Source organism: Arthrobacter sp. AK01, from assembly GCF_021109375.1.
In the GTDB taxonomy this organism is placed as follows: Bacteria; Actinomycetota; Actinomycetes; order Actinomycetales; family Micrococcaceae; genus Arthrobacter.
The window spans coordinates 79,094-95,015 of sequence record NZ_JAJOHP010000010.1 but is presented as its reverse complement, the minus strand read 5'-3'; the positions used below and the strand labels follow the sequence as shown (position 1 = coordinate 95,015).

Here is a 15,922-nt window from a genome sequence, read left to right as displayed (position 1 = left end):
TCCCCCATCGTTGGCGCCGTTGGCGGGGCGGGTGCTTTGTTTTTTATAACACCCCCCCCCAAACATCCCCGCCCCCCCCCCCCCGCCCCCAAAAACCCGCGGGCGCCCCCCCCCTGACTACTTCAGGATTCCTAGGCCGAAACCTCAATGGTGGCCAGATTTTTCTTGCCACGTCGAAGGAGCAGGTAGCGGCCATGCAGCAGTTGATCCTGGGCAATGACGGCGTCGGGATCGGAGACCTTGGTGTTGTTCACGTACGCGCCGCCCTCCCCCACAGTCCGACGGGCAGCGGACTTGCTGTCGGACAGACCCGAGGCAACCAGGAGGTCGATGATCCCCAGTCCGTCGGTGCCGATCTTTGCCGAAGGAAGTTCCGCCGTAGCGGCTTCGAGTGTGCGTTCGTCCAGAACCGTAAGATCGCCGTTTCCGAAGAGCGCGGCTGAAGCGGCAATGACCTTCTCGGTAGCGTCGACGCCGTGGACCAGGGAAGTCACTTCGAAAGCGAGCTTCTTCTGGCCTTCACGGGCAAATGGACGTTCCGACACGGCTTGTCCAAGCGCCTCAATTTCAGCGCGCGAGAGGAACGTGAAGACCTTGAGTCGGTCCACCACGTCCGCGTCAGCAGTGTTCAGCCAGAATTGGTAGAACGTGTACGGGCTGCACATGTCCGGGTCCAGCCAGATGGCGTTGCCCTCGCTCTTACCGAACTTGGTGCCGTCGGAGTTGGTGATGAGCGGCGTACCCATGGCGTGCACGCTCTTGCCCTCCACCTTGCGGATGAGTTCAGTGCCGCTGGTGAGGTTGCCCCACTGGTCCGAGCCGCCCGTCTGCAAGGCGCAGCCGTAGTCGCGGAAGAGCTGGAGGTAGTCCATTCCCTGCAGGATCTGGTAGCTGAACTCGGTGTAGCTGATGCCTTCGTCCGAGCTCAGGCGCGAGGCGACGGCATCCTTGCGGAGCATCGTGCCCACGCGGAAGTGCTTACCGATTTCACGCAGGAAGTCGATTGCGCTCAGCGGCGCCGTCCAGTCCAGGTTGTTGACCATGCGGGCGGAATTTTCGCCGTCGAAACTAAGGAAGCGACGCACCTGGCCCTGAAGGTAGCCGACCCACTCCGCAACGGTGTCCTTAGTGTTCAAGGTGCGTTCCGCCGTCGGACGCGGGTCGCCGATGAGGCCGGTGGATCCACCCACCAGGCCCAAAGGTTTGTGACCGGCCAACTGCAGGCGGCGCATCACCAGCAACTGCACAAGGTTGCCCAGATGCAGCGAGGGCGCGGTGGGATCGAAGCCACAGTAATACGTGATCGGGTCCCCGGCGAGCAGCTTTTCCAGTTCCGTTTCATCAGTGGAAACGTGGACAAGGCCGCGCCATTTGAGCTCCTGCCAGACGTTGGCAAAGGCGGGATCGTTGTGCTGGGACTCGAGGTTGTTTACGTGTGACACGAGATCTAAGTTAGCAGGATTGCAGGGCCCGTTTTTCCTAGCGCTCGATGCCGGCAGGTACGGGCGCGGCAGCAATGAGGCGCAGCCGCTGCGTTGCCCGGGTCATGGCAACGTAGAGATCGCCCACCTTGCCATGGTCGTGGTTCAACATTGCCGCCGGTTCCAGGACCACAACGCCATCGAATTCCAAGCCCTTGGCTTCCTTGGGGCTGATCACCACGATGTCTTGCTCGTAGCTGCCGGCCCCGGCGCCGATCCGGCGGCCGTAGACCTCCCGCAGTGCCGCTGTGGCCTGGGGCAGCAACGGTCCGTCGGCGATGACAGCCAGCAGGCCGCCGTCGATCGCTTCGACTTCCTCCGGCAGGATTTCAACCAGGCGCTTCACAATGCCATCTGCCTCCACGTGGTCCACGATGGGTGACCATTTACCTTCGCGTACGGCCTTGGGCGCCGAGACAACGAGGCCGGCACGGTTGGCCATGCGGACCGCGGCCTCTGCGATCTGGGACGGCGTGCGGTAGTTGACGGTGAGTTCTTCGAGCGTCCAGCGGTCACCGAACGACGGCGCCAAGGCGCTTTGCCACGAATTAGCACCAGCGGCGGCACTGGTTTGGGCAATGTCACCCACGATGGTGAAGGACTTCAGCGGGCAGCGCCGCACCAGGAGCCGCCACTGCATGGGTGATAGTTCCTGGGCCTCGTCAACCACGATGTGGCCAAAGGCCCATGAACGGTCGCTGGTGGCACGCTCGGCCGCCGTCAGGCGTCCTTCACGTTCCTGATTCTGGTCGGCGAGCTCCTCAGCCGACACAAGAACGTCGACGCCCATTGCTTCCATGTTCGCCAAAGTCTGCTTTGCATTGGCGACGTCGCGGGCGCGATCCGCTTCCTGCTGGGCCAGTCCCCTGCCCGCAGCCGGATCCAGCTCACCCAGCAGTTCGGCAGCCTCATCCAACAGCGGGACGTCGGCTTCCGTCCACGGAGCGTCTACAGGGCGCTGCAGCAGCGCACGTTGTCCGGGCGTGAGGTGCGGCGTGCAAGCTTCAAGGATGGCCGGCTTGCTGAAGAGCTCGGAGATGAGCTTTTCCGGGGTCATCGGCATCCAGCAAAGATTAAGCATGATGCGCACGTCCCGTGCAGACCTGACATCTTCGGCCAAGTAGGCGCGATCGGCGTTGTTGCCGATGTTCGATTCCTCCACAAGGTCCGTCAGCTGTTCCGTGAGTTCTCGCAACAGGATCTTGACGAACGTCAGGCGGGCTTCGTTGTGCGGCTTGCCGGTAGCGCGGGCCTTCTCACGGGCACGGCGAACCTGACGGACGGTCAGTGTCAGCTTGCGGGAATCAACTTCGAGGATGCGGTCCTCGGCCGGTGTCCGCTGGCGGTTCGCGACGGCGTTGGCCACCACCTTGGCCATATCCAGCTTGCCCTTGAGAGCGGCGACGTCGGCGTCTTCCTCCGGTACGGCGTGGATTCCGGGCATGAGGCGCCCCAGGCTTGCCATGACCACGCCTGTTTCACCGAGCGAGGGCAGCACACGTTCGATGTAGTGCATGAAGGACGACGACGGTCCAACGAGGAGAACGCCGGCACTCTTGAGGCGATCGCGGTGGGTATACAGCAGGTAGGCCGCACGGTGCAGGGCCACAGCGGTCTTGCCGGTTCCGGGACCGCCCTGGACCACGAGCGCACCCGAGATGGAGGAACGGATGATCCGGTCCTGCTCGGATTGGATGGTTCCGACGATGTCGGACATACGACCGGTGCGCTTGGAGTTCAGCGCAGCCAGCAACGCGCCTTCGCCCTGAAGGGAGTCGTTGTCGGCGAGCATCCCGGCGTCCAGGACGTCGTCCTCAATGGCTTTGACGTCGCGTCCCTGCAGGATCAGGTGACGACGGCGGCGCACGCCTTGTCGGTCGAACGCGGTGGCCTGGTAGAAGTGGCCGGCCTCGGGCGCACGCCAGTCAACCATCAGCCGCTGGAGGTCGGCCGTGGACAGGCCTATGCGGCCGATGTACTGGGCTTCCCCGGAATCAAGGTCCAGACGGCCAAAGACCAAGCGATCGTCGACGGCGTCGAGTTGGGCCAGGCGGTCTTCGTACAGTGCCGCGAATGCGTCACGTTCTGAGACGTTCTGCATGGTTCCCACCGCGCCGGCCCTGCGCACCTGCGCCAGCTGGGCGCGCTTTTCTGCGCGCAGCTCATCGAGCCGGGCGTACAGCCCAGCTACATATTCCTGCTCGTGGACCAAATCAGCATCGTGCATCGAACCGTAACCCCTATCGCAAAAGACAGACCTACCATTCTACAGCGATTTTGGTAAACGTGCGGGGTACAAGTCATCAAGCGGACTGCGTCACATAAAGTTCGTTGCCGGCTGCGTTGCTTTCGCGGCAAATCACCCTGAGGCGGTGCGGTTTCGCGGCCGGGCCGCCTTGTACCGGGACACCGTTGGGTCGTCTTCAATCCAAAATCTCCACGGATATTCAGTGGTGCCGCCCGGCCCGGCCACCCCAACCCGTGGTCCGCTGGCCACGGCCGCCGCCGGCGTCTTGGGTAACCACAGACTGAACGGTTCCGCGAGGGCGTCGCGGCCGGTGTCCGCCGTCGTGAGTCCCAGTGCGGAGGCGAGCCTGGCAGGGCCGCTGGCGAGGTCTTTGTGCGTTTTGGAGGCCGGCCTGCGAACGGCGGCAAGCTGCTCCCCCTCCACAATTTCTCCAGCCCTCAGCAGCAGCGCAGACGGGAAGCCCTCCGGTCCGCACACGATGTTGGCACAATAGTGCATCCCATACGTGAAGTAGACGTAAAGGTAACCGGGCGGGCCGAACATAGGCGCGTTCCGGGCGGTGGGACCCCCGAATGTATGGGATCCGGGGTCGGGATGCTCCGAACCACGCGGACCCATGTAGGCCTCGACCTCGGTGAGTCTGACCGAGACCGGACCGGCATCGGAGTGGTATGTCAGGACGGAGCCCAGGATCAGCGGAGCGATGACGCGCGCGTCGCTTGTGAGGAAACTGCGTACTTCATCGGGGTGGCTGATTCCGTCTTCCATGAACGAACCCATGCCCAGACCCTAGCAAGACCCACTCCACGGCCATGTCCGATTCCCGCTAGCAGGGGTCACTGGCGGGCTGGCAGGATGAAGCCATGGACTTCTGGCAGCGCTACAGGGCAATCGACGCCCGCGACACCCGGTTCGATGGCCAGTTCTTTACGGCCGTGAGCTCCACCGGAATCTACTGCAGGCCCTCATGCCCTGCCCGGACGCCCAAAGCTGAGAACGTCACTTTTTACGAAACCTCCGCCGCTGCCCATGAAGCCGGGTATCGGGCCTGCAAGAGGTGCCTCCCCGAAGCTGTCCCCGGAACGCCCGCCTGGAACATCCGCTCGGACATCGCCGGCCGGGCAATGCGGCTGATCAACGACGGCGTCATCACCCGTGAAGGCGTTGACGGACTGGCCCACAGATTGGGCTACTCCGCACGGCAGCTCAACCGCATCCTCAGCACCGAGTTGGGTGCCGGTCCCCTCTCCTTGGCCCGTGCAAGCAGGGCACAGACGGCCAGGACCCTTTTGGTCTCCACCACCATGCTCTTGGCGGATGTAGCCTTCGCATCAGGGTTCAACAGCGTGCGGCAATTCAATGACACCATCGGCGAGGTGTTCGCGATGACCCCGACGGCGTTGCGCGCCACCGGGGTGAAATCCGGAGTTCGCCGGGGTTCTGCGGCTCCCTGCGAGTCGGCTCCCGCGGCCCTGACGCTGACCCTGCCCTACAGGGAACCGTTCGATCCGGGAATCTTCGACTTCCTGGCAGTTCGCGCGGTCCCGGGAGTCGAACTGGCAGGAACAGGGGCCGACGGCAGCCGGACCTACGCCCGGACCATCCGGCTCGCGGGGGGCAGTGCTTCGTTCTCGGTGAAGTACAGCCCCTCGGCAGTGGGTAAACCATTGCAGCTCACGGCCACGGCTGTGGACCTGCACGATCTCCCCGCGCTGCTGAGTCGGGTGCGCCGACTGTTCGACCTCGACGCCGATCCGCAGGCCATTGACGACGCATTGGCCTCAGACCCCCGGCTGGCTATCAGTGTGGAGGCCATCCCCGGAATTCGTGTCCCGGGAGCCATGGATCCCCAGGAACTGCTAATGAGGGCCATGATCGGCCAGCAGATCACCGTGGCGGCGGCGCGAACAGCACTCACGCAATTGTCCGCCGCAGGTTCCCCGGCCGGGGCCGGCGCCCCAGGCTTGGAGACTTTGTTTCCGACGGCGGTTGAGATCGCCGAGCACGGCCGGGCACTACTCAGGGGACCACAACGCAGGATCGATTCCATAGTGGCTGCGGCCGAAGCGATGGCCACAGGAGCACTGGACTTCGGTTACGGCGACGACCCTGCCGGCCTTGAACGCAAGCTGCTCCCGTTGCCCGGCATTGGGCCCTGGACAGTGGGCTACGTGGCAATGCGGGTCCTCGGCTCTCCGGATGTTTTCCTGGCCAATGATGCCGCGGTGCGAAACGGATTGAAGGTCCTGCCCGCCGGGGCCGGTCTCAGCGCGGATTTCCGGGAAGTCAGCCCGTGGCGCTCGTACGCGACCATGCACTTATGGCGGGCAGCGGCACGGCCCAAAATCTCGTAGGGGCCGCCCCTGTCACCAACCGCCCCCTTCCGGCCGTCCCTCTCTCCAAGGGGCCGTGAGAGAGGGCCGCCCCAAAAAGGGAAATCCGTGAGAGGGGGCCGCCCCAAAGAGGGAAATCCGTGAGACAGCGTCTGGGTGCTTAGCGGTTGGCGGGCAGGGCAGCCGGCCACGGGAGAAGATCCGGAAGCTCGACTCCGTCGGCAGCGGCCGTAGCCCTGAGGCTTCCCAGGCTGGGCTCGCGGCCTGCAAGCCACGCGGCGATGTCCGTGAGCATGCCCGTGATGGCAACCGAAGTGCCGCCGCTGCCGATGCTCCGCGGGGGCAGGCCGGTGGGCTGCAGGACGAACTTGCGCGACTCGGGAACGCGTGCCGCGAGGAACCCGATGAGGTGTTCGCAGAACGGTCGGCTCCAGGTCTCCGGACCGAACCCCAGGCCCAGGTCCGAGGCGTGGATCGTGAGTTCGCGCCACAAGGCGAGGCCGCCGTCGAACACTGTTCCGTCCCTGTAGGCGATGCGCGCTTGCCAATCGTCAGGTCCCAAAGCGTCAAATGCGGAAACAGCAGACCCCAACGCAGAGGTGAGGGACTCTGTGTGCTGCGCGAGGCTGTGTCCAGCGGCAAGTTCAATTGCTTTGGTACGCCCGTCCATGCCGCCGTCGTACAGTTCCACTGTCTCGCCGCGGCGCGCGTACTCAAGTTGACGGCCCATCGCGTTGGAGATTCCGGCAAGGTGGGCAAGGACGTGGCCCCGGGTCCAGCCAGGAAGCTCCGACGGTTCAGCGACGGACGAGTCGTCCAGTTTGGCGAGCAGGCGGGTGACGGTGCCGGCGGCTTTGTGAAGCTCTGCGGGCAGCGCGTCGGGGGTGATCTGAGTCATAGCGCCATGTTAACGCACAGCGGGACGGCACCTGGCAATGCTCTGCCCAAAAGGCATCGCTGCGAAATGCCGCCCCGCCTGGCGTTCTAGCTGACGTAGGAGCGCGCTTCGTCCAGTTCCGCTTCCAAGGCCGCCAGTTGGCGTTCGACGGCGGCCGGCGCCGTTCCGCCCTGCGAATTACGGCTGTTGAGCGAACCTTCCGTGCTCAGTACGCTGCGGACCTCGGGAGTCAGGTGCTCCGAGATTGCTGCGTATTCCTCGTCCGTCAGGTCCCACAACTCCACGCCTCGGCCTTCGGCCTGCTTGACCGCAGCACCGGAGAGCTCGTGGGCCTCGCGGAAGGGGACGCCCTGGCGGACAAGCCATTCCGCGATGTCCGTGGCCAGTGCGAAGCCCTGCGGGGCCAGTGATTCCATGCGCTCGGTGTTGAATTTGAGCGTGGCAATCATGCCGGACACGGCCGGAAGCAGCAACTCCAAGGTGTCGGCAGCATCGAAGACCGGTTCCTTGTCCTCCTGCAGGTCGCGGTTATACGCGAGCGGCAGGCCCTTGAGCGTCGCCAGGAGGCCTGTCAGGTTGCCGATGAGGCGCCCTGCCTTGCCACGGGCGAGCTCCGCAACGTCCGGGTTCTTCTTCTGAGGCATGATCGAGGACCCCGTGGAGTACGAATCATGCAGCGTGACGAAGGAGAATTCCTTGGTTGCCCAGAAGATGACTTCCTCGGAGATCCGGGACAGGTCCACGCCAATCATGGAACACACCCAGGCGAACTCGGCGAAGACATCGCGGGAGGCGGTGCCATCGATCGAGTTGTGGACGGCCGAGAAGAAGCCCAGGTCCGCGGCAACGGCCTCGGGGTCCAGGCCCAGGGATGACCCCGCCAACGCACCCGAACCATACGGCGAAACGCCGGCACGCTTGTCCCAGTCCTGGAGACGCTGCACGTCGCGAAGCAAAGCCCAGGCATGCGCCAAAAGATGGTGGCTCAGCAACACCGGCTGGGCATGCTGCAGGTGCGTGCGGCCGGGCATGGCTACGCCATGGTGGGCCTTGGCCTGCTCAACGAGGGCGTCGATGGTGGCAAGGACACCGCCTGCAATGATCCGGGCATGGTCACGCAGGAACATGCGGCCAAGGGTGGCCACCTGGTCGTTGCGGGAACGGCCCGCACGGAGCTTGCCGCCCAACTGGGTTCCGGCGCGCTCAATGAGGCCGCGTTCCAGCGAACCATGCACGTCCTCGTCGCTCTCGGCCGGAAGGTACGCGCCGCTGGCGACGTCCTCGTCCAGCTGGGTGAGGGCGGCGAGCATACCTTCAAGTTCGGCGTTGTCCAGCAGTCCGGCCTTGGCCAGCACGCGGGCGTGCGCCTTGGAACCGGCGATGTCATAGCGGGCAAGCCGCCAGTCAAAGTGGGTGGACTTGCTCAGTGCGGCCAGCGCATCCGCGGGACCGCCGGCAAACCGGCCGCCCCACAGTGCGCCTTCGTTTGTTGCGGACGTCATTACTCGCCTGCGACGCGCAGGTCGCGGCCGGAGGCAACCTTGGAGGACATGCCCCACAGCTCGATGAAGCCGCGTGCCATGGACTGGTCGAAGGTATCGCCGGTGTCGTAGGTGGCGAGGTCGAAGTCGTACAGCGAGGTCTCGGAGCGACGACCGTTGACGATCGCCTGGCCACCGTGGAGGACCATGCGGATGTCACCGGAAACGTACTGCTGGGTGTCCTCAATGAAGGCGTCCAAGGAGCGCTTGAGCGGGGAGAACCACTGGCCGTCGTAGACCAGCTCGGACCAGCGCTGGCCAACGGTGGCCTTGAAGCGGGCCTGCTCGCGTTCGATGGTGATGTCCTCGAGGTGCTTGTGCGCGGTAATCAGCGCCATGGCACCCGGAGCTTCGTAGATTTCACGGGACTTGATGCCGACCAGGCGGTCCTCGACGACGTCGATGCGGCCAACGCCCTGGGCGCCTGCACGGCGGTTCAGTTCCTGGATGGCCTGCAGCGGGGTGACTTTGACGCCGTCGATCGCTACCGGCACGCCGGCCTGGAAGGAAATGGTGACCTCGTCCGGTGCCGGCGGGAATTCCGGCGTAGCGGTGTAGTCGTAGATGTCCTTGGTGGGTGCGTTCCAGATGTCCTCAAGGTAGCCGGTTTCGACGGCGCGTCCCCAGACGTTCTGGTCGATCGAGTACGGGTTCTTCTTGGTGGTCTCGATCGGCAGTCCCTTTTCCTCGGCGAAGGCAATGGCCTTGTCACGGGTCAGGGCGAGGTCGCGGACGGGTGCGATGCACTTCAGGTCCGGGCCGAGGGTCTGGATGCCAACTTCGAAGCGGACCTGGTCGTTGCCCTTGCCGGTGCAGCCGTGAGCGACTGTGGTGGCGCCGAATTCGCGGGCAGCCTTGACGAGGTGCTTGACGATGACGGGACGGGAGATGGCCGAAACCAGCGGGTAGTGGCCCTGGTAGAGGGCGTTGGCCTTCAGTGTGGGCATCGCGTACTCGTTGGCGAACTCGTCGCGGGCGTCGGCCACATAAGCCTCGACGGCGCCGCAGCCAAGGGCGCGCTGGCGGATGGTCTCCAGGGACTCGCCGCCCTGTCCGACGTCGACGGCCACAGCGATGACCTCGGCACCGGTGGCTTCACCGATCCAGCCGATGGCTACGGACGTATCAAGGCCACCGGAGTAGGCCAGAACAATGCGCTCAGTCACGAGAGTGCTCCTTTGTTGTTGCTTGGTTCATTCGAATCAATGCTGGTGTGAATCAATGCTGGAAGATCTATTGGTTGGCCGGCCCGGCTTCTTCGGCCATGCGCAGAAAACGGGCCGCCAGTTCCGCCCCGCCATCGGGATCCCGGGCGACCAACAGCAAAGTGTCGTCGCCTGCGATCGTACCTAATACAGAGGGCATCACCGAGTGGTCCACGGCCAGCGCCAGGAAGTTGGCGGCTCCAGGCGGGGTGCGGAGGACAACGATGTTGCCCGACGCCTCCGCGGTGACCAGAAGTTCGCCGCAAAGCCTGGTCAACCGTGCGTCCAGGATTTCCTGCGTGACCCCGCTCTTGGCGTTGCGGTCCCCGCCCTCCCCCGGAACGGCATAAACCAACGCGCCTTCCTTGCCACGGACCCGGACTGCGCCGAGTTCCACAAGGTCGCGGGACAGGGTGGCTTGGGTGACCTGAACGCCGTCGTCCGCCAGCAGGGCTGCAAGCTCTGCCTGGGAGCGCACGGACTCACCCGTCAGGATCGCGGTGATGCGCGCCTGCCGGGCAGTCTTGGTGGCAGGGCTGGCGCCCGGCACGGACGGATTGGCGGACACTAGAACGTGCTCTCCCCAGTGCCCTCAACGGGGGAAAGCCCGTCTACGAAGGCCAGCCCGGAACGGTGCATCAGCCATGCCATGAGTGCCTTCTGGGCGTGGAGCCGGTTCTCTGCCTCATCCCACACGATTGACTGCGGGCCATCAATGACGCCGGCCGAAATCTCGTAGCCGCGGTACGCGGGAAGGCAGTGAAGCACGACCGCGTCCGGCGCAGCCTGCGCCATGGCGGCCTCGTCCACGGAGTACTCGCGGAAGAGTTGCATCCTGGCTTCCTTTTCGGATTCCTGGCCCATGGAGACCCACGTGTCGGTGGCCACGACGTCCGCACCTTTGAGGGCCGCGGCGGCATCGCTGGTGATCAGCACCGAGCCGCCGGTCTCTGCAGCGCGTTCCTGTGCAGCGGCAACAATCTCCGCGGAAGGCAGGTAGCCCTCCGGCCCGGAGATGCGAACGTGCATACCCGCAGTGACACCGGCCAACAGGTAGGAGTTGGCCATGTTGTTCGCCGCATCGCCCAAGTAAGCCATGCTCAATCCAGCCAAGGCACCCTTATGTTCCTTGACGGCCAGGAGGTCGGCCAACAGCTGGCACGGGTGGTAATCGTCGCACAAGGCATTGATCACGGGGACCTTGGAATTTTCCGCCATGGCCACCAGCCCGGAGTGCGCACCGGTCCGCCACACAATGGTGGACACCATGCGCTCCAGGACCTTGGCCGTGTCCTCCACGGATTCCTTGTGGCCGATCTGCGCTTCACCCGGGTTGATGATCAGTGCGTTGCCGCCCATGTCCGCGATGCCGGTGGCAAAGGAAACACGCGTGCGGGTGGAGGTCTTGTCAAAGATCACTGCTACGGTCTTGCGGCCGTTGCCCTCTGCGGCGAAGGGTTGCACGCTGTATGGCGCTGCCTTCATCCGGACCGCGAGTTCCAGGACCTCAGCCTGCTCGGCTGGGCTCAGGTCCGTGTCCTTGAGGAAGTGGCGGGTGGTTGACGTGCTCACTGTGCGTCCTTAGCGGTTTGGGCGGTAGCCGTGGCGATCAAGGCGGGCAGGGCTGACAGGAATCGGTCGGCCTGTTCGGTGGTCAGGATCAGCGGAGGGGCGAGGCGGATGGTCCGCGGGCCCGGACTGTTGATGATGAAGCCTGCATCCAAAGCTGCGGTCACCATGGCCGGCGCGACGTCGGCGTTCACATCGAAGCCAATCAGCAGGCCCTCGCCGCGGACTTCAGTGACAGCATCGACGGCAGACAGTCCCTCGCGCAGATGCGCTCCGAGGTTCAGCACGTTCTGCAGGACACCTTGGCTTTCGATGGCGTGCAGCGTGGCCAGCGCGGCGGCCGTAGCTACCGGGTTTCCGCCGAAGGTGGTGCCGTGCTGCCCTGCGGTGAGGAGGGCCGACGTCGTACTTCCGAAGGTGACCAGCGCACCCACGGGGAAGCCGCCGCCCAGGCCCTTGGCGAGCGTGACGGCATCGGGCACAATTCCTGCGTCTTCGCTGGCCAGCCACTTTCCGGTGCGGCCGATGCCGGTCTGGACTTCGTCGAGGATCAACAGCGCACCGGCCTTGGTGGTTGCCTCGCGAGCGGCCTGCAGGTACTCGGTGCTCAGGGGCCGGACGCCTGCTTCGCCCTGGATCGGCTCCAGGAAAACGGCTGCTGTGGAATCGTCGACGGCGGCACGCAGGGCATCGATGTCACCGAACGGAATGTGGACCACACCACCGGGCAACGGCTCGAATGGCGCACGGTATGCTTCCTTCGCCGTCAGTGCCAAGGCGCCCATGGTGCGGCCATGGAAGGCGCCCTCGAGGGCGATGATCTTGGTCCGCTTCCCGTCCGGGTTGTTCCTGCGGGCCAGCTTGAAGGCTGCCTCGTTCGCCTCGGTGCCGGAGTTGGCAAAGAAGACCTTGGAACCGGCCGGTGCATTGCTGATGGCCAGAAGTTTCTCGGCCAGTGCGATCTGCGTGGGGCTGGTGAAGAAGTTCGAAACATGCCCGAGCGTAGCCAACTGGCTGGAAATCACCGAGGTGACGAAAGGGTGGGCGTGGCCCAGGGCGTTCACTGCGATGCCGCCGAGAAGGTCCAAGTACTCCTTGCCATCGGCATCCCACACGAGGCACCCAGCACCACGGACCAGGACACGCTGCGGGGTACCAAAAACACCCATCAGCGAGGACGAGTATCGGGCCAGCCAGTCGGCGCCATTACTCACTCCAGTAATGACGGAAGCTTTGGCATCCGATGCGGCGATGGACCCCCGGGTGTGGTCGGGCACCGCGATGGGCCCACTGCCGCCGGGGTCCCCGTCCGAGCTTGCGAGGACGGGGAGCGGGTGGGGACGGGCGGGGGGTCCATCGCCGGTCGGGTTGCGGCCAACAGTTTCGCTCATGCGTTCACTTCCTCATCGGGTACTACTTGCGTGCCAATGCCCGCGGTCGTAAAGGTTTCCAGGAGCATCGAGTGCGGGAGGCGTCCGTCGACGATATGTGCGCGTTCTACGCCTTCATCGATGGCTTTGAGGCACGCAGCCATTTTGGGGATCATGCCCGATTCGAGCTTGGGCAGCATGTCGCGGAGTTCCGAGGCTGTCAGCGATGAGATCAGCGACGATTTGTCCGGCCAGTTGGCGTAGAGGCCCTCGACGTCGGTCAGGATGACCAGCTTGGTGGCACCCAATGCCGAAGCTACTGCTGCGGCCGCCGTGTCTGCGTTGACGTTCAGGACCTGCCCAGTGGTTTGGCCGGTGCCATTTCCGCCGTCCACGATCTCCGGGGCGACGGTCGAAATCACGGGGATACGACCGGCGTCGAGAATGTCCTTGATACCGGCAGGGTCGACGCCAACTACCTCGCCCACCAGGCCGAGGTCCACTTCTTCGCCGTCAACAACAGTGCCCGTCCGAACGGCGCGCAGCAGCCCGCCATCCTCACCGGACATGCCCACGGCGTAGGGACCATGTGAGTTGATCAGCCCCACCAGTTCACGGCCCACCTGGCCCGTGAGGACCATGCGGACTACGTCCATGGCCTCGGGAGTGGTGACACGGAGACCACCCTTGAACTCGGACTCGATGCCGAGCCGGCCGAGCATGGAGTTGATCTGGGGGCCACCGCCGTGGACCACCACGGGGTGGATGCCCACGTGGTGGAGGAACACGATGTCTTCGGCGAAGGCGCGACGAAGGTCATCGTTAACCATGGCGTTGCCGCCGTACTTGATCACCATGGTGGTGCCGGCAAAACGCTGGATCCAAGGCAACGCCTCGATCAGCGTGCCGGCTTTGTCCTGGGCGTCGCTCATGGACGTGGTTTCGCGGGTATGCGCAGTCATTGTCATAAGCTCAGCTCGAGTAGGCGCTGTTCTCATGCACGTAGTCGTGCGTGAGGTCGTTGGTCCAGATGGTCGCCTCGGCGTCGCCGGCCTGAAGGTCGATTTCAACCAACACTTCGCGAGGCTCCAGGTCCACCAGGTTGCGGTCATCACCGATAGCGCCGTTGCGGCAGATCTGCACACCGTTCATGGCGACGTTGAGTTGGTCCGCCTCGAACACTGCATCAGTGGTTCCCACAGCTGAGAGCACGCGGCCCCAGTTGGGATCCTTACCGAAGATGGCAGCTTTGAAGAGGTTGGACCGGGCAACACTGCGGCTGACGATTTCGGCGTCGCGTTCGCTGGCTGCGTTGAAGGTACGGATCGCAATGTCGTGGCTGGCGCCCTCGGCGTCTCCGATCAACTTGCGAGCCAGTTCAGCACAGACCTGCGTCACGGCTGCGCCCAACTGCTCGGTGGACGGCAAGGCCTCAGAGGCTCCCGATGACAGCAGCACAACGGTGTCATTGGTGGACATGCAACCGTCAGAGTCTGCGCGGTCAAAGGTGACCCGGGTGGCGTCGCGAAGGACGACGTCGAGCTCATCTGCCGGCACCTGGGCATCCGTCGTCAAGACCACCAGCATGGTTGCCAGGCCCGGAGCCAGCATGCCTGCGCCCTTGGCGATGCCACCCACGGTGAACTGTTTTCCTTCGGCGTCCAAACCTGTGAAGACTGCTTCTTTGGACACGCTGTCCGTGGTCATGATGGCGGTGGCGGCTGCCGAACCACCGTCCTCAGACAGTTCAGCGAAAGCGGCATCCACGCCCGGAAGGATCTTGTCCATCGGCAGCTGCTCGCCGATCAGGCCGGTGGAACAAACCACGACGTCGGAAGCTGAGACACCCAGCACTTCGGCCACTTTCTCAGCCGTGGCGTGCGTGTTCTGGAACCCTTGCGGCCCGGTGCAGGCGTTGGCGCCACCGGAGTTCAGGACCACTGCGTCTACACGGCCATCACTGACCACTTGGCGGGACCAATGAACCGGGGCAGCGGCTACCCGGTTGGAGGTGAAGACTGCGGCGGCGGCCTTGGACGGACCGTCGTTGACCACGAGGGCAAAATCCGGGTTGCCGGAGGCCTTGATGCCGGCCTTGATGCCTGCGGCGCGGAATCCCTTGGGTGCGGTAATGGTCACGGTGCAACTCCCTGCAGGTTCAGGCCGGCGGTTTCGTCCAGGCCGAGGGCAATGTTCATGGACTGCACGGCTCCGCCTGCGGTCCCCTTGGTGAGGTTGTCGATAGCGCAGGTCACGATCACGCGGCCCGTGTGCTGGTCGAAGGCCAACTGCATCACGGCGTGGTTGGAAGCCTGCACCGATTTGGTGGTGGGCCACTGGCCTTCTGGAAGAAGGTGCACGAACGGTTCGTCGTCGTAAGCATCTGCCCAGGCCTGGCGAAGCTCGGCTTCAGTGACGCCGTGGCCAACTTTCGCTGTGGCCGTAGTGAGGATGCCCCGGCTCATGGGAACCAGGGTAGGCGTGAAGGACACCGTCACCGGCTCGCCAGCAGCGTTGGACAGCCCTTGTTCGATTTCAGGAGTGTGGCGGTGTCCGCCACCTACGCCGTAGGGACTCATGGAACCCATGACTTCAGCCCCAATAAGGTTGACCTTGGCTGCTTTGCCGGCACCGGAGGTACCCGAGGCGGAGACAATCACGACGTCGTCCGTCAGGAGGAGGTTGTTGGCGAACCCGGGCGTCAAGGCCAGCAGGGCCGACGTCGGGTAGCAGCCGGGGACGGCGATGCGGGTGGCACCCTTGAGGGCCTCGCGCTGGCCTGGCAATTCCGGCAGGCCGTAAGGCCACGTTCCCGCGTGTGCCGAACCGTAGAACTTTTCCCACGCCGCGGCATCCTGGAGGCGGTGGTCCGCGCCGGCGTCGATGACTACCGTGCCTTCCGGCAGCTGGGCCGCGATCTCAGCGGAAGCTCCGTGCGGCAGGGCCAGGAACACGACATCGTGGCCGGACAGGTTTTCCACGGTGGTGTCTTCAAGAATCCTGCTGGCCAAACCATGGAGATGCGGCTGCAACTCCCCTAGTCTTGAACCGGCATTGCTGTGCGCAGTGATCGCACCGATGGTGACGTTCGGATGGCCCGCAAGCAAGCGCAGCACTTCTCCTCCGGCATAGCCGCTGGCACCGGAGACGGCAACAGAAATAGTCATAGCTCCACTGTACAGCAAGAATATTCATGCTGTCCGATATTTATGCATGCATTTGTGATGCGTCTCATTATTTAGACCATTGCGCGTATGCTTAGTGGAGGGTGATCCAG

Annotated in this window: 13 protein-coding genes; 1 reads left to right on the top strand and 12 read right to left on the bottom strand. The window is 64.3% G+C overall.

What is annotated here, in order from left to right; genetic code table 11:
- Window positions 1–131 precede the first annotated feature (131 nt).
- From tyrS to LN996_RS05510, 3 genes are all read right to left on the bottom strand, one after another.
- The gene (gene tyrS, locus LN996_RS05520; RefSeq protein WP_231339231.1) at window positions 132–1,442 is read right to left on the bottom strand and encodes a tyrosine--tRNA ligase; all 1,311 of its coding nucleotides are present in this window, start codon (window positions 1,440–1,442) and stop codon (window positions 132–134) included.
- A gap of 37 nt (window positions 1,443–1,479) precedes the next feature.
- Window positions 1,480–3,708, bottom strand: a complete 2,229-nt coding sequence (locus LN996_RS05515; RefSeq protein WP_231339230.1) for an ATP-binding domain-containing protein — start codon at window positions 3,706–3,708, stop codon at window positions 1,480–1,482.
- A 132-nt stretch (window positions 3,709–3,840) separates the two neighbouring features.
- Window positions 3,841–4,497, bottom strand: coding sequence for a DNA-3-methyladenine glycosylase (locus tag LN996_RS05510; protein WP_231339249.1), 657 nt, complete (start codon window positions 4,495–4,497; stop codon window positions 3,841–3,843).
- 95 nt (window positions 4,498–4,592) lie between these two features.
- On the opposite strand from LN996_RS05510, the gene LN996_RS05505 reads away from it, so the two are divergent.
- A complete protein-coding gene (locus tag LN996_RS05505; RefSeq protein ID WP_231339224.1) occupies window positions 4,593–6,083 on the top strand; it encodes a DNA-3-methyladenine glycosylase 2 family protein in 1,491 nt (496 codons plus the stop codon).
- A 139-nt stretch (window positions 6,084–6,222) separates the two neighbouring features.
- Here the strand turns inward: LN996_RS05505 and LN996_RS05500 are convergent, their stop codons facing one another.
- From LN996_RS05500 to argC, 9 genes are all read right to left on the bottom strand, one after another.
- Complete coding sequence (locus LN996_RS05500) at window positions 6,223–6,960, bottom strand: maleylpyruvate isomerase family mycothiol-dependent enzyme (RefSeq protein ID WP_231339222.1); 738 nt, start codon at window positions 6,958–6,960, stop codon at window positions 6,223–6,225.
- An 86-nt stretch (window positions 6,961–7,046) separates the two neighbouring features.
- Window positions 7,047–8,462 (bottom strand): argininosuccinate lyase, encoded by a 1,416-nt coding sequence (gene argH, locus LN996_RS05495; RefSeq protein WP_231339220.1) that lies wholly within the window; start codon window positions 8,460–8,462, stop codon window positions 7,047–7,049.
- Window positions 8,462–9,667, bottom strand: coding sequence for an argininosuccinate synthase (locus LN996_RS05490; RefSeq protein ID WP_159734867.1), 1,206 nt, complete (start codon window positions 9,665–9,667; stop codon window positions 8,462–8,464). The genes argH and LN996_RS05490 overlap by 1 nt, the downstream gene beginning before the upstream one ends.
- Window positions 9,668–9,734: 67 nt before the next feature.
- Complete coding sequence (locus LN996_RS05485) at window positions 9,735–10,274, bottom strand: arginine repressor (RefSeq protein ID WP_159707225.1); 540 nt, start codon at window positions 10,272–10,274, stop codon at window positions 9,735–9,737.
- Window positions 10,274–11,278, bottom strand: coding sequence for an ornithine carbamoyltransferase (argF, locus tag LN996_RS05480; RefSeq protein WP_231339218.1), 1,005 nt, complete (start codon window positions 11,276–11,278; stop codon window positions 10,274–10,276). The genes LN996_RS05485 and argF overlap by 1 nt, the downstream gene beginning before the upstream one ends.
- Window positions 11,275–12,666, bottom strand: a complete 1,392-nt coding sequence (locus LN996_RS05475) for an acetylornithine transaminase (RefSeq protein WP_231339210.1) — start codon at window positions 12,664–12,666, stop codon at window positions 11,275–11,277. The genes argF and LN996_RS05475 overlap by 4 nt, the downstream gene beginning before the upstream one ends.
- Complete coding sequence (gene argB / locus LN996_RS05470) at window positions 12,663–13,607, bottom strand: acetylglutamate kinase (protein ID WP_231339208.1); 945 nt, start codon at window positions 13,605–13,607, stop codon at window positions 12,663–12,665. The genes LN996_RS05475 and argB overlap by 4 nt, the downstream gene beginning before the upstream one ends.
- 10 nt (window positions 13,608–13,617) lie before the next feature.
- Window positions 13,618–14,784, bottom strand: coding sequence for a bifunctional glutamate N-acetyltransferase/amino-acid acetyltransferase ArgJ (gene argJ, locus LN996_RS05465; RefSeq protein ID WP_231339207.1), 1,167 nt, complete (start codon window positions 14,782–14,784; stop codon window positions 13,618–13,620).
- On the bottom strand, window positions 14,781–15,812 hold the full coding sequence (argC, locus tag LN996_RS05460) for an N-acetyl-gamma-glutamyl-phosphate reductase (protein ID WP_231339201.1): 1,032 nt from the start codon (window positions 15,810–15,812) through the stop codon (window positions 14,781–14,783). The genes argJ and argC overlap by 4 nt, the downstream gene beginning before the upstream one ends.
- Window positions 15,813–15,922 lie beyond the last annotated feature (110 nt).